The organism is Nocardia sp. CA-145437 (genome assembly GCF_050956485.1).
GTDB lineage: Bacteria > Actinomycetota > Actinomycetes > Mycobacteriales > Mycobacteriaceae > Nocardia.
The window spans coordinates 4,420,050-4,432,909 of the sequence record NZ_CP191204.1 but is presented as its reverse complement, the minus strand read 5'-3'; the positions used below and the strand labels follow the sequence as shown (position 1 = coordinate 4,432,909).

The following is a 12,860-nucleotide window of genomic DNA, read 5'->3' as shown; positions in this document are numbered from 1 at the left end:
TGAACGCCGGGCTATGTGCCCGGTCTCGCGCCGGTCGAGCTTCGGTCTCATCCCGCGCCGGGCCCCGCCCGTGGCGCGAAGTCCGCCGCCGTCAGCGATACACTGCCGCCCGTGAGCTCACCTATGACTGTGCGATCGGGAACGCCCGAGGTGATCCGGCCCGACCTGGACACCTTCGGATTCTCGGAGTGGCGGCGGACCGCGGTCGTCGGCGCGGTGCTGGGCGGCTCGGTGGTGTCGAGCGTGCTGCGCGGGGGCCTGCGCCCGGCCAAGCGCAAGCGCGCCGCGGCCGAGGGCGTGGTGAACGGTTTCGAGACGCTCGGCCCGATGTTCGTGAAGCTGGGCCAGCTCATCGCGTCCTCGCCCGGCGCCTTCCCGCGCGAGCTGGCCGACGCCTGCCTGCGCTGCCTCGACGACGTCCCGCCCTTCGCGGCCGCGGACGCGCGCGCCATCATCGAGGCCGATCTGGGCAAGCCGATCTCGGAGCTGTTCCTCGAGTTCGACGACGAACCGCTCTCGGCCGCCTCCATCGCCCAGGTGCACGCGTGCGTGCTGCCCGACGGCCGTCCCGCGGTGGTGAAGGTGCAGCGGCCCGAGATCGCCCGGCGCATGATCGTGGACCTGCGCGCGGCCATGCGGCTGGCGCGCACCCTGGAGAAGCGGTCGGAGAACGCCCGCGTCGCCAATACCCAAGCGGTGGTGCGGGATCTGTACGAGGCCACGGTCGCGGAACTGAACTTCCTGATCGAGGCCGAGAACCAGGCTCGCGCCCGCGAGCAGCTGTCGGCCTTCGGCGACAACACCAAGGTGGCCGTGCCCGAGGTGTATTGGGACTTCTGCGCGCCCCGGGTGCTGTGCATGGAGCGCATGCGCGGCATGCCGTTGGACCGCTTCGACGACATCCGCGAGGCCCACCCTGAGCCCGAACTGCTGATCCGCCGCCTGGTGAAGGCGTGGATGGAATCGGTTGCGGTGCACGGGGTCTTCCACGGCGACGTGCACGCGGGCAATCTGTGGCTGCTCGACGACGGCCGGGTGGCCATGCTCGACTTCGGCATCGTGGGCCGGATGGAGGTCGAATGGCGCGAGTTCGTGCGCGCGCTGTTCTACGCCAGCTCCATCGACAATGACTTCCGGCCCGTGGCTCGCGCGCTGCGCGCCCTGGACCTGGTCGCCGACGACAGCGGCGACGACGCCACCATCGGCCGGCAGCTCGCGACAGCGCTGGGCCCGGTGCTCTCGGGCAGCCTGGACAAGCTGGATCTGGGCCTGGTCTCGGCGCGCCTGCTGGAGTTCGGCAAGCGCCGCGGCGCGTCCGGCCCGCAGCAGCTGGTGCTGATGGGCAAGCAGCTCGGCTACTTCGAGCGGTACGCGGTGGCGCTCGCGCCCGGCTGGAAGCTCGGCCGCGACCTGTACCTGTTCCGCAATATCTTCCCCGCCGAGGTGGCCGCCAAGGCCGCCGTGGAGAACATCACCCTGCCGACCGACTGACAGCGGACCCGCTCGGGCTGTCGGCGGCCTGACCGCGGCGGCTCGCGCAAGCCTGAGAGAAGCGTCAGGAAACCCTCAGGCTACGACCAGATTCGCCCGGCACTGTGGATGGCAGACAGTGTCGGGCGAGCGTGCGAGGTGCGGAATGGTCGAATTCGAGGTCACCGGAACCACTGTGACGGCGCGGGTCACCGGCGCGCACAAACTGCTCGCGCTGCGCGACCACGTGAGCTTCGACCTGGCCCAGGTCACCGCCGTCGCGCCCGCCCCCGTGGATCTGCGCCCGCCGTGGCTGCGGACGCCGGGCACGTTCTTCCCGGGCGTGATCGCCGCGGGTATCTTCCGCGGGAAGGGCCGCAAGGAGTTCTGGGATACCCGTTTCGACGGTCAGGGCGTGCTGATCGAACTGGCGGGCGCGGATTTCACGCGCCTGGTGGTGGATGTCGCCGAGCCGGTTGCGGAGTTGCGGCGGCTGTCGTCGGCCCTGGCGGCCTGAATTCCCGTCAAAACCGAATCGCTCGTGCCGCGGACCCAATTTCCGGCGGGCGCGGCACGAGCTGGTCGGGGTGGACTTTTCGGGGGTAGTGGTGGATGGAAATTCAGGGGGTCGGGCAGAGGAAGGCACCGGCGGGCGGCGGGGCGGGGACGATCCGCTCCGGCGCGACCGCGGCGGGTCCATTGCCGGCCGGGACGTTGGGCGCCACCGCTCCGGGCGCCGACCCGGGCGTCCCGACATCGCCGGATCCCCATGCCGCGGACGGGTTCATGGTGAATACGGCCGCACAAACGAACGCACTGACGAGCAGGCCGATCGCTTTCTTTTGCGTCATGTCGTACGACGCTACAACCAGCTCAACAAAATTCGTGGTATTGCCGGATCGCCGGAATGTCGCGACCTGCTGATCGTGTACACGGTTGGGTGAATTCCACTGTGGCACAGACAAACTAATCGGTCGAAACGGCGTGTTTTCGGACTATTGTGTTATGGACTGTGCCAGACCACGTTTCGGTTACGAACCGGCGTGTCCGGGGGTGTTTCGTCCGCTTCTATTGTGGACTGCCGGAAAGACCCGACCGGGAGGGACGCGCAATGGCTGCTGGACCTGGTTCGAGGATCGCCGTCGCGGCGGCGCTCACGCTGGCGGTTTCCGCCGCGATGACCGCGAACGCGCCGATCAGCGCGGCCGCGGGCGCGTGCGGATCGAGCCTGGGGGATTACCGCGGGGAATTCGCCGTCGAGGGTGAACCCGGGACCGTGCTGAGCTTCGACGGAGCGGGCGGCCTCACTTTTCGCAGCGCCCGGCTCGGGAACGGCGAGGGCCTGTACGCCGTCATTTCGTCGGGCGGATTCACCGCCACCCTGCGCATGGCCGACAGCGGTGAAGACGCGGCGCGGCCGGAGAATGCGACCTCGATGGTCAAGAGCACGACCCTCCTCTGCCCGACCCAGGGAACGCAGGTCGGGAATTTCCGCTCACTGGATCAGAGCAGCCGCCGGTTCGATTATGTGAGGTCGGCCTGAAAAGCCGGTAGCGGCAATGGTTTACCGAGTGAATCGGAGCGTGACGAGCTGGAAAGGCCGCAGGCGCAGTCGAATTCCCTCATCGGCGGATTCCGTGACGTTTTCTTCGGGTAATGGACGCTCCAGCAGGTCGCAGCGGCGATAACCGGTGTACTCGAAATCCGGTGTGAGCAAAGCGGTGGCGCGTCCGCCGCCCGCTTCGTAGAGCCGGACCACGACATCACCGGAACCGTCCTCGGCCAATTTGACGGCACTGGTCACCACATCGTCATTGTCGACGGTGAACAGCGGTGCCACGGGTTCGGCGACGCCCGGGGTGACCGGCGGCAGATTGATCCGGTATCCGGAGCGCACGGCATCGGTGATCGAGGCGCCCGGCAGCAGCGCGTGCCGGAAATGGTGTGCGCCGTGGTCGGTCTGCGGATCGGGGAACCGCGGCGCGCGCAGCAGGGACGCGCGGACGGTGATGGTGGTGCCGCCGTCGGGCCGCACCGCGCGGGTCAGATCGTGGCCGTAGGTGGAGTCGTTGACCAGGGCCACGCCCCAGCCGGGTTCGGCCAGGTGGACGAAGCGGTGATTGCAGGCCTCGAACTTGGCGTACTCCCAGCTGGTGTTGGTGTGCGTGGGCCGGTACAGGTGCCCGAACTGGGTTTCGGAGGCGTAGCGGTCGGCGTGGATGTCCAGGGGGAAGGCGAGTTTGAGGAACTTCTCCGTCTCGTGCCAGTCGACCGTGGTGGCGATCTCCAGCGCACCGGTGTCCGGGCGCAGGGTGAGGACCTGCTCGACCGTCGAGGAGCCGAAGGAGCGGCCGATGCGGACGACGGCGTCGGTGGTGGCCCCGGACTCGGCCACGAGGAAGTCCACTTCGGTGAGATCGGTGACGGTATTGCGATAGAACTGGTCGACATCCCAGGCGTCCCAGGAGTTCGGGTAATCCTGGTGCAGCTGGAGCAGATTGGCGGCCGCGCCCGGCGGCAGGGTTTCGCGCCGCTGCCCGAGGTCGTAGAGCGACACGACCAGGCCGCGCGCGTCGACCTCGACCCGCGTCCGGTCGTTGGCGAGCACGAATCCGCCGTCCGGCCGCTCGGTCACCGTGGTGCCGCGGCCGGGCACCACCGGTCCCGCGCCGCCGGCCGGGACACCCCGCCAGGCGTGCGGGGCGGGGTTGAAGACGTGGGAGCCGGACCGTTCCCCACCCAGTGCCCATTGCGCCCGTTCGATGATGGCCGCGAGCTCGGCGGCCACCCGCGCGTACGTTGCCTCGGCTTCCCGATGCACCCACGCGATGGACGAGCCGGGCAGGATGTCGTGGAACTGGTGCAGCAGCACCGTCTTCCAGAGCCGGTCCAGGTCGGCGGCGGGGTATTCGAAATCGGCGCGGACCGTCGCGGTGGCGGCCCACAGTTCGGCTTCCCGCAGCAGGTGTTCACTGCGCCGGTTGCCCTGTTTGGTCTTGGCCTGGCTGGTCAGGGTGGCGCGGTGCAGTTCCAGGTACAGCTCGCCCACCCAGACGGCGGGGTTCGCGTATTCGGCCTCGGCGGCGGCGAAGAAGTCGGCGGGCCGCTCCCAGGTCACCTTCGGTGAGCCCTCCAGGTCGCGCAGGCGGGCGGCGCGCGCGATCATCTCGCGCGTGGTCCCGCCGCCGCCGTCGCCCCAGCCGGTCGGCGCGAGGGACCGGTTGGCGCGGCCCTTCTCCTTGAAGTTCTTGGCGGCGTGCGCGATCTCGCGGCCCTGCATGGAGCAGTTGTAGGTGTCGACGGGCGGGAAGTGGGTGAAGATGCGGGTGCCGTCGATGCCCTCCCACAGGAAGGTGTGGTGCGGGAAGGTGTTGGTCTGGCTCCACGAGATCTTCTGGGTGAGCAGCCATTTGGACCCGGCTGCCTTGATGATCTGCGGCAGTCCGGCGGCGAAGCCGAAGGTGTCGGGCAGCCACGCCTCCTCGTTCTCGATGCCGAATTCCTCGAGGAAGAACCGTTTGCCGTGCACGAACTGGCGGGCCATGGCCTCGGAGCCGGGCATATTGGTGTCCGATTCGACCCACATGCCGCCCGCGGGCACGAATCGTCCCTCCGCGACCGCTTGCTTGACCCGGGCGTACACCTCGGGTCGGTGCTGTTTGAGGAAATCGTATTGCGCCGCTTGGGACATGGTGTAGATGAAGTCGGGTTCGGCGTCGAGCAGCGCGGCCATATTGGCGGTGGTCCGCGCGACCTTGCGCACGGTCTCGCGCAGCGGCCACAGCCAGGCGGTGTCGATGTGAGCGTGTCCGACCGCGGAGATCAGGTGCGCGGACGGCACGGCCGGGCGCGCGAGCACCCCGGTCAGGCAGGCGCGGGCGGCGCCGGCCCCGGCGTTGACGTCCTGCAGGTCGATGGCGTCGAGGGCGCGTTCGATGGCCCGGACGATGTCGTAGCGGCGGGCGGGGTCCTCGGGCATCTCGTGCATGAGCTCGCCGAGCACCTCGAGATCCTGGACCAGCTGCCACACGTCGTCATCGAAGACGACGAGATCCATTCGCCCCAAACGGTATTGGGGATCGGCGCCCGCGGTGGCGAGGTCGCCGAGTCCGGTCGGCCCGAAGAACGGGATGATCGGGTTCGACGCCGCCTCCACATGGAACAGCACCTGCTCGCCGCCGCGCGCCGGGGCGGCGATGCGCACCCACTGATTGCGCGGATGCAGCCCCTTCACCGGTGTCCCGTCGGGGCGATACACCAGACCCTCGCACTGGAACCCGGTCTGGTTCGCGTCGAAACCGAGGTCGATGATGGCCTCGACGGTGCGTCCCGCCCACTCCGGCGGGACCGTGCCCTCGACGGTCAGCCAGCTGGTGCCCCAGGGCGCGCCCCACGGAGTACCCGGTGACGTCGGTGTGCGCGGTGCGGCCAAACCCTCGGCGACCGGCACCGGTTCGCCCGGCGCTTCCCAGATCGACACCCGCATCGGCGTGGACTCCGGGTACACGGCGGGTTTGATGCGGTCGAGCACCCGCCCGAGCCTGCCCTCGATCAACCGGCGGTCATCGTGCATAACGGTGGCTCCCATCGGGCGTGGGTGGTGACCGGCGAACCGTCTCCCGCCCGACTCTAGCGGCCGCGCAGCCCGCCTCCGGGAATGATCGGACCGTCGGCGCGGGCGGTTCGGCTCAGGTGTGTCGGCAGGCGAACACCGATCAGGAACCAGCGGTGGCGCTCTCGGTCCACTTGGCCATCCAGGCGCTGTTCTCGGTGGCGATCACCGATTCGCAGGCGGAGACGAACGCGGGCCAGTCGGTGTGGGCTCCGGCGGCCCAGTCGTCGGCGAGGGCGCGGAGGCGGTGGGCGGTGGTGAGGTAGGTCATGGCGAGGTAGTCGTAGCGCTGGGCGGTGAGGTAGGCGGCGACATTGGCGGTGGCCGTGGTCAAGACGGCGACCCAGGGGGCCAGGGCGGTCGGGCCGGTGCCGGAAGCGATGGCCGCGGCGGCCGCGACGAGCGCGGTCGTCATACCCAGCGCGATCGCGAACCTGCGCCAGCGCGCCGCGTACCGCGTGTATCGGCGGGCCGTCGGCCGATAGTAGTCGTCGATCTGGCCCTGGATTCGTTGCCGGACATAGGTTTCCGGTGTCAATGCGGACGGCGGTGGGGTCGGCTCGGCTGCGGCGTCGTCGACGTACGGCAGCAGATCCGCGGCAGCGGTGACGATTTCGGTCATCTCGTGGCGTAGGGCATCGACGCTGGTCTGGGCGCCCGCACGGAACTCGAAGATCAGTCGTTTGATGCCCTCCGATGTCGCCCGCGCCCGCGTCCACGCCCGGATGGCATCCGGGGTCAGGTACTGGAATCCGACGAAAGCGGCCAGCGCCAGGCACACCGCGCCGACCGCCGCGACACAGGTCCGTGCCACACCGCCCGAATGCGCCACCGTCGCCGCCGCGGTCGTGCACAGCGCGCCGATCGTGCTGGCCGTGAACGCCGTGATCCGCGCGCGATCGAGGCGGCGCTTGAGCCGGCAGGCCGCCTGCGACCAGCGCAGCCGGTCGGCCCAGATCTCGGCGACGACCTGATCGTCGTTCCCGCTCACGTGTCGGCATCCGAGGCGATCGGCAGGCCGTCACAAGCCTTGCGGTAGGGGATGTCCGGGGACACCCACTCGTTCCACTCCTTGTGGCTCATATTGGCGCTGAGTTTGTCGCACAACCGGTCCGGCCAGGCGGCGGGACCGGGCCAGAGATGGATGTTTGCGTGTTGGTCGATGCCGAACGCAGATCCGATGGTCGCGAGCCGACGGCCGTCGGGACTGACGGTGAGTGCTGCGATGGTGTCGGCCGGGCCGGTCATCGGTCGGCCGACCGGAAGCCCGGATGCCGCGTCCCAGATCCGCACGGACTTGCCGGCCGCCGCGATCACGTATTTGCCGTCAGCGCTGAACGATATGGCCTTTATGGCTCCCATGGGATCGGTGATCGAGTCACTGATCAGCTTCCGGGAGTCAGCGTCGAACAGCCGGATGGACTCCGAGCTCGCCGAGGCGATTCGCCGGCCGTCGGGGCTGTACGTGAGGAATTGCGAGGTGCTGGTGTCGGAGATCGGCTCACCGAGCTGATGATGGGTGTCGACATCCCAGACCTCTATCTTGCCAAGTCCACCGTTGGTGATGAGATGCCGGCCGTCGGGGCTGAAGGCCATGGCGTTGACAATCGAATGCTCGTCGATCGGTGTGCCGATCTGATGTCCGGTTCCCGGATCCCACAACATCACGCTGAAGTCGAGGCCGAGGGAGGGGGAGTTCAGGTCATAGGCCTGAAAGCCGTCGGTCAGCAGGTTGGCCGGCACCACTCCGCCGACGGTGGCCAGCCGTGTTCCGTCCGGACTCAACACCGAGGCGCCGACCGTCTTCTGCGCGCCGATCTCCCATTCGGCCACCGGTACACCGGTTTTCGTATCGAACGTCGCGATCGTGTAGAAGGGGATCAGATCGTCGATAGTGGCAGCGATCCGATCGGTCGGTTTCTTGTAAGCAGTCTCCAGGGTAATGACGCGGGTGCCATCGTGGCTGAAGACCGCATTCACAGGTAACGAGTCGTCCCTCGTGATCCTCGAGACGAGGGTTCCCGTCGCGGCGTCCCAGATGCGAATGACGCCGGGCAGACTCGAACTCGGATCATTCCGGGCGCCGGCGGATACCAGGCGGGTACCGTCCGCGCTGTAATGCACGGACATCACCGAGGCATCGTCGGCTGTGATCACCGTGCCGATAGTGGCGGCGGTATCGGCGTTCCACACACGGATGGTTTCGTCGCCGCCTGACAGCACTTCATGTCCATCGGCGGTGAAGCCGACGCCCTTGACGCTGCCGTGATGCCCGGTCATAGGGGTGCTTGTCGGCTGCCGAGATGCGACGTCCCACAGCCGAATCGTTCCGTTCGAGCTGCCGGAGACGACATTGCGCCCATCCGGGCTGAATGCGATCGCGTCCACCGCATCGTCGTGACCGCTGAGCGCAGACCCTGCCGGCTGGAGGGTCGTCGCGTCCCAGAAGTGCACGAGTTTGTCGTACCCGCCGGATGCGATGAGGCCACCGGCCGGAGCGACCGCGACGGCCAATGCGGTCTTGTCGTCCTGGTCCGGGGTCTGTGCGACCGTCGCGCCGGATTCGGTGTCCCAGAGTCGCAGGCCGGAATTCGTCGTGGTGACGAGGCTGTTTCCCGTCGGCAGAAACGCGATACGGAAGGCTAGGTCGGTGCGTTCTATCGTGCGAAGCCGTTGTCCTGCACCGACATCCCATATCTGGATCGCGCCGGGGAAAACGCTTGCAGCCAGACGACGTCCGTCCGGGCTGAATGCCACCGCTACGACCGCCCCGTTTCCGGTCTTGAACGGGCCGACAATATGTGAACCATTCTGGGCATCCCAAATCTGGACCGATCCGTCATTGCCGGCGGATGCGAGCCGCCGACCGTCTGGGCTGTAGGCCAGGCCGTTCACGGCACTCTTGTTGTTCGTGGTGAGTGGCGGGCCCGTGGCCCAGCCGGTAACTCCGTCCCGCAGTTGAATCGTCCCGCCGCTCGCTGACGCCGCGTGCCGCGCATCGGGACTGACGGCGAATGCTGTGACGGAGTCATGTGCCGGTGTATCAAGTATTTTCACCGCGGCAGATGTCGTCGATAGCGCGTCGAGGACCGCGCCGTCGTCGGCATGCGATCCGATCCGGCGTGCGGCGAGGATCTGTTGTATGGCTCGCGTGTCACCACCGGGCCGGATTCCGGCGAGCATGGCTTGCCCTTCGGAGACCAGGCGCAGGGCGGTCGCTTCGTGCAGCCGCCGATCAGCCTCGTTCTGCGCCAGGGTGGTTCGTACCGCGAAGAACCCGGCGACCAGGGCCGCGACGACGGTGAGCGCCAGGACCGCCCGCAGGATGTGCGTCCGGCGGCGGAGCCCGTCGGCGTAGGCGCGGGCGTCGTTCAGTTCCTTCTCGCGCCGTTGCTGTTCGGCTGCGGTCTCGGCGTCCTGCCGTTGCCGGGACGCGGTGAGGTACTCGCGCGCGCAGGCCAGCCGATCGGCGAAAGCCGGAGTGGCGGCGACCTTCTCGGCCTCGCTCAGCCGGGTGCCTTCGATCAGCCAGGCGTCGTCGCGCCCGCTGCTCTCCCATTCGGTAGCGGCGCGGTCGAGGCCGTCGGCGGTCCGTAGATCGGAGGCTTCCTCGCGCAACCATTGGGCGAGGGCGGGCCATTCGCTCAGCAGGCTTTCCAGCGCGACCTCGATGGTGGTCTCGCCGCCGCGTTCGTCCTGGACCAGCAGGCGGTGGTCGACGAACGCGGCGATGAGCGGGCGGCTGGTGGTCGGCAGGTCGGCGAGGCGTGCGATGCGGCGCAGCGGCTGATCATTGTCCGCGGCGATGGTGGCCAGCCAGGGCACGAAGGCCGCGCGCAAGTGCGCCAGCTGTTGTTGCCGCTCCGAATCGTCCTGGGCGAGTATGGAATCGATCTCCGATTCGACCACGTGCGCCATCCCGCCCATGGCGGTGTAGTCGGCGCTGGTCAGTGCGCCGGCGGCGGCGTAGTCGAGGTAGAGCCGCCACAGTGTCAGGGACAGCAGTGGCAGTGGGTTGGCGCTGTCCGCGCAGTCGGCGAGGAGTCGTTCCACGAGATCCTCGCGCACCGTGAGCCGATTGCCCGCTGCGGTGGCGCGCTCTGCCGGCCCCTGGATGACCTCGGCGAACCGGGCCGGCTGCAGGGGGCGCAATTCGTCGAACACCACGCTCTTCACGTCGGCGAGGGCGGGTGAGGTCTGCAGCGGTTCGTAGCGATCGGCCCGAATGGTCAGTGCGGCAATGATATCCAGGCCGTCCTCGACCAGATGGGCGAGAAGCGACTGGAACAGCCCGGCCTCGCGTCCGGCCTCGCTGCCGAACAGCTCCTCGGCCTGATCTACTGGGAGCACGATCGTCGGAGGCACGGTGTCGCCGGCGTCGGGCGACCCCGCCGTCGCGGCGTCCCGCGCTTCCCACAGCCAGGTGGTGACTTGTGCAGGGTCGGACACGCAGGCCGCCTTGATCGCACCGAGGGTTGGTTTCGCAAGCCCCAGCCGCCGGCGCGCCGCGTAAAGCGATGCGGCCAGGCCGACCGGGCCGGTGACCGCCGCTCGTTCGGGGCGCACGATGTCGAGCACCAGGAAGTGCCGGTCGTCGCGCCGCAGGCGGGGGAGTAGTCCGGCACGCAGGAACGACGATTTGCCCGTGCCCGACGGGCCGAGGATGACGAACAGGTTCTCGACGCGGGAGGCCCGCATGCCGCGCAGCATGTCCAGGCCGCGCACGATCTGCGCGTCCCGCCCGAAATACACGGCGGCGTCGACCGCTTCGAACGGGGCCCATCCCCGATAGGGCGCGCGCCCGGGGTCACCGGTCGGCGGCCACTCGAAATATTCGGCGCCAATTCCGGCTTCCCGCAAACCGCGCCACAGCCGTCGCAGTCCGTCGGTCGAGAATTCGACGGGCGGGCCCCCGCTGACGGGTACCGCCGTTGTCGGTCCGGTGGGGAACAGATCGCATTGCTGCCAGTCCCGGGTGGATTCGCGGCTCACGAACGGTTCGAGGCGGGCGGCGAAGATCCGCTTGTTGAGGTTCTCCGCGGTCCGCGCCTCGGCGCGGCATTCCGGCGAGGAGTCCCAGTTCCCCGACAGCAGACAGATCACGGCTTCACAGCGGGAAGTAGCTCGGACCAGGGCGTCTTTCCATCGGACCCCGGGCGCGATCCCCGTGTCTGGGTCCAGATCGAGGAAGATCTCGTCGGCGAGGGCGGGATCCTGCGTGACGAGCCAGGCCTTCAGCGCAATGGCCTGCCGGTTGTCCCGGCTGGAATGGCTGAGGAAAATGCGCGCCATTTCTCGAGTGTCGCCGCTTCCGTCGGCGGCGTCATGAGTACCGCATTACTCGAACCCAAGGTGATATCCGCGCACCGGCGAACAATCGGTCTGCCGTGCGCGAAACAGCAATTCTTAGCAATGGGAGCTATCTCCCGGAAATCTCGGTGGTGAACGGATCAGACCGTCGGCGCGGACCGATAGGAGGCGGGGACCGCCTGCCGCAGCAGCCGCAGCGTGGGTACGGACAGGATCCCGGCGAGCCGGGTGTAGGGCCAGATCGCGATGATCGCCACCACGATCAGCCCGCGCGCCTGGTACAGGAGAGGTGCGTGATCCATGCCGGAGGTGTCGGGGTGGAGGTTCAGCAGGGAACGCGCCCATGGGAACAGGGTTTCGGCGGCGCGGTAGCGGCCGTCGGTGGCGCTGCCGTCGAAAGTGACGAGTACGGCCGACAGGAGCGCGGCGCTGAGCAGTGGCAGCGTGAGCCGATCGAGGGGGGTGACCCGATGCCGCACGTCGGCGGAGATCAGTGGCGGGATCAGGATCAGCGCCACTCCGGCGACGGTGACGGGCGCGGCGACGATCTGCACCGCCGACAGCAGGACCTGGATGTCGTGCTCGGGGCGAGTATGTGGCCCCGACGCGAGCATCTCGGCCACCCGTACCGCGAACACCACCGGGAAGCCGGTCCGCACGGCCGCGATCCCGATCCGCTGTGCCTTGTCGATGTGTGGCCCGTACAGGTAGCCGCGGAAGCCGTCGCGCCGGTACCGCCATAGATGTCCGGCCGCACACGACACGACAGCGGCATACGGCAGTACCACCCAGATCGCGATGATCATGCCTTCACCCCACATTCGGTCGGCACCGACAGCACTGGCCGAGCAACTGTCGCACGCCGGCGTGCGCTGGAGAAGTGTCGAATCGTGCCACCTCCGCGGGTAGGGCGGCGGGCTATTGCCAGAGGTGGGACATCATGTGCGGGTACCGAACCGGTCGGTAGTCGGTGAAGGTGATGTCGCGGACGTGAGAGAAGTCCGACCACAACAGTTTCCCGCCCGCGAGCCGCGCCGGGAATCGCACTCGCGCCCGCACCTGCCGCAGTTCGTCCTCGGTCGCGGCGCGTTGGGGACCGGCGGTGCCGTAGAGCCGAACTCCGGGTGGCGACGGGAAGCGCGCGGTCAGCAGCGCACGGAACCAGAACAATCCGCGGCCGTCCACCGCCAGCAGGCAGATTCGCGGATCGCGGTCCAGGTTGCGGCCCAGCGCCTCGGCGTACTGGTCGAAGTAGAAGCCGGTCGTGTCGTCGCGCAGGAACACCGTGCCGATCGGTGCGATGGTCGGCGCGCCATCAGGGTCGGTCGAGGCGAGGGCGCAGTGGGCGGCGCGAGAGACGGTCTCGCGGATGCGATCCCAGTTCTGTTCGAGGGTCACGACCGGTCCTGTTCGATAGGGGCTGACTGAACGATTCGAGGGTAGGTGGATTCGGCCGGGCGGCATGTGA

The 12,860-nt window shown here is 68.4% G+C and carries 9 protein-coding genes; 3 read left to right on the top strand and 6 right to left on the bottom strand.

From position 1 onward, the window contains the following. Positions 1-123: 123 nt before the first annotated feature. Both ACQPYY_RS20615 and ACQPYY_RS20610 read left to right on the top strand, forming a co-directional pair. Entirely contained in the window at positions 124-1,491 is a 1,368-nt protein-coding gene (locus ACQPYY_RS20615; protein ID WP_433594693.1) for an ABC1 kinase family protein, read from the top strand. Positions 1,492-1,636: 145 nt separating this feature from the next. Beyond that, positions 1,637-1,987 carry a hypothetical protein gene (locus ACQPYY_RS20610; RefSeq protein ID WP_357084789.1) on the top strand — a complete coding sequence of 117 codons (351 nt, stop codon included), beginning with the start codon at positions 1,637-1,639 and terminating at the stop codon, positions 1,985-1,987. Between the two features lie 103 nt (positions 1,988-2,090). Here ACQPYY_RS20610 and ACQPYY_RS20605 read toward each other — a convergent pair whose 3' ends face one another. After that, positions 2,091-2,321, bottom strand: a complete 231-nt coding sequence (locus ACQPYY_RS20605; protein ID WP_379104208.1) for a hypothetical protein — start codon at positions 2,319-2,321, stop codon at positions 2,091-2,093. Positions 2,322-2,647: 326 nt separating this feature from the next. Here ACQPYY_RS20605 and ACQPYY_RS20600 point away from each other — a divergent pair, with 326 nt between their 5' ends. Beyond that, positions 2,648-3,013 carry a hypothetical protein gene (locus ACQPYY_RS20600; RefSeq protein ID WP_433590615.1) on the top strand — a complete coding sequence of 122 codons (366 nt, stop codon included), beginning with the start codon at positions 2,648-2,650 and terminating at the stop codon, positions 3,011-3,013. 21 nt (positions 3,014-3,034) lie between these two features. Here the strand turns inward: ACQPYY_RS20600 and ACQPYY_RS20595 are convergent, their stop codons facing one another. From ACQPYY_RS20595 to ACQPYY_RS20575, 5 genes are all read right to left on the bottom strand, one after another. Further along, positions 3,035-6,043, bottom strand: coding sequence for an alpha-mannosidase (locus ACQPYY_RS20595; protein ID WP_433594692.1), 3,009 nt, complete (start codon positions 6,041-6,043; stop codon positions 3,035-3,037). A 142-nt stretch (positions 6,044-6,185) separates the two neighbouring features. Further along, positions 6,186-7,073 (bottom strand): DUF4231 domain-containing protein, encoded by an 888-nt coding sequence (locus ACQPYY_RS20590; protein ID WP_433590614.1) that lies wholly within the window; start codon positions 7,071-7,073, stop codon positions 6,186-6,188. Further along, positions 7,070-11,374, bottom strand: coding sequence for a TIR domain-containing protein (locus ACQPYY_RS20585; RefSeq protein WP_433590613.1), 4,305 nt, complete (start codon positions 11,372-11,374; stop codon positions 7,070-7,072). The genes ACQPYY_RS20590 and ACQPYY_RS20585 overlap by 4 nt, the downstream gene beginning before the upstream one ends. A 158-nt stretch (positions 11,375-11,532) precedes the next feature. Then, a complete protein-coding gene (locus ACQPYY_RS20580) occupies positions 11,533-12,198 on the bottom strand; it encodes a respiratory nitrate reductase subunit gamma (RefSeq protein ID WP_433590612.1) in 666 nt (221 codons plus the stop codon). 112 nt (positions 12,199-12,310) lie between these two features. Next, positions 12,311-12,790, bottom strand: a complete 480-nt coding sequence (locus ACQPYY_RS20575) for a pyridoxamine 5'-phosphate oxidase family protein (RefSeq protein ID WP_433590611.1) — start codon at positions 12,788-12,790, stop codon at positions 12,311-12,313. Positions 12,791-12,860 lie beyond the last annotated feature (70 nt).

Coding starts and splice junctions, on each gene's coding strand:
- ACQPYY_RS20600 (WP_433590615.1), top strand. CDS start 2,648: ATGACCGCGAACGCGCCGATCAGCGCGGCCGCGGGCGCGTGCGGATCG.
- ACQPYY_RS20610 (WP_357084789.1), top strand. CDS start 1,637: ATGGTCGAATTCGAGGTCACCGGAACCACTGTGACGGCGCGGGTCACC.
- ACQPYY_RS20585 (WP_433590613.1), bottom strand. CDS start 11,374: ATGGCGCGCATTTTCCTCAGCCATTCCAGCCGGGACAACCGGCAGGCC.
- ACQPYY_RS20580 (WP_433590612.1), bottom strand. CDS start 12,198: ATGATCATCGCGATCTGGGTGGTACTGCCGTATGCCGCTGTCGTGTCG.
- ACQPYY_RS20615 (WP_433594693.1), top strand. CDS start 124: ATGACTGTGCGATCGGGAACGCCCGAGGTGATCCGGCCCGACCTGGAC.
- ACQPYY_RS20595 (WP_433594692.1), bottom strand. CDS start 6,043: ATGCACGATGACCGCCGGTTGATCGAGGGCAGGCTCGGGCGGGTGCTC.
- ACQPYY_RS20605 (WP_379104208.1), bottom strand. CDS start 2,321: ATGACGCAAAAGAAAGCGATCGGCCTGCTCGTCAGTGCGTTCGTTTGT.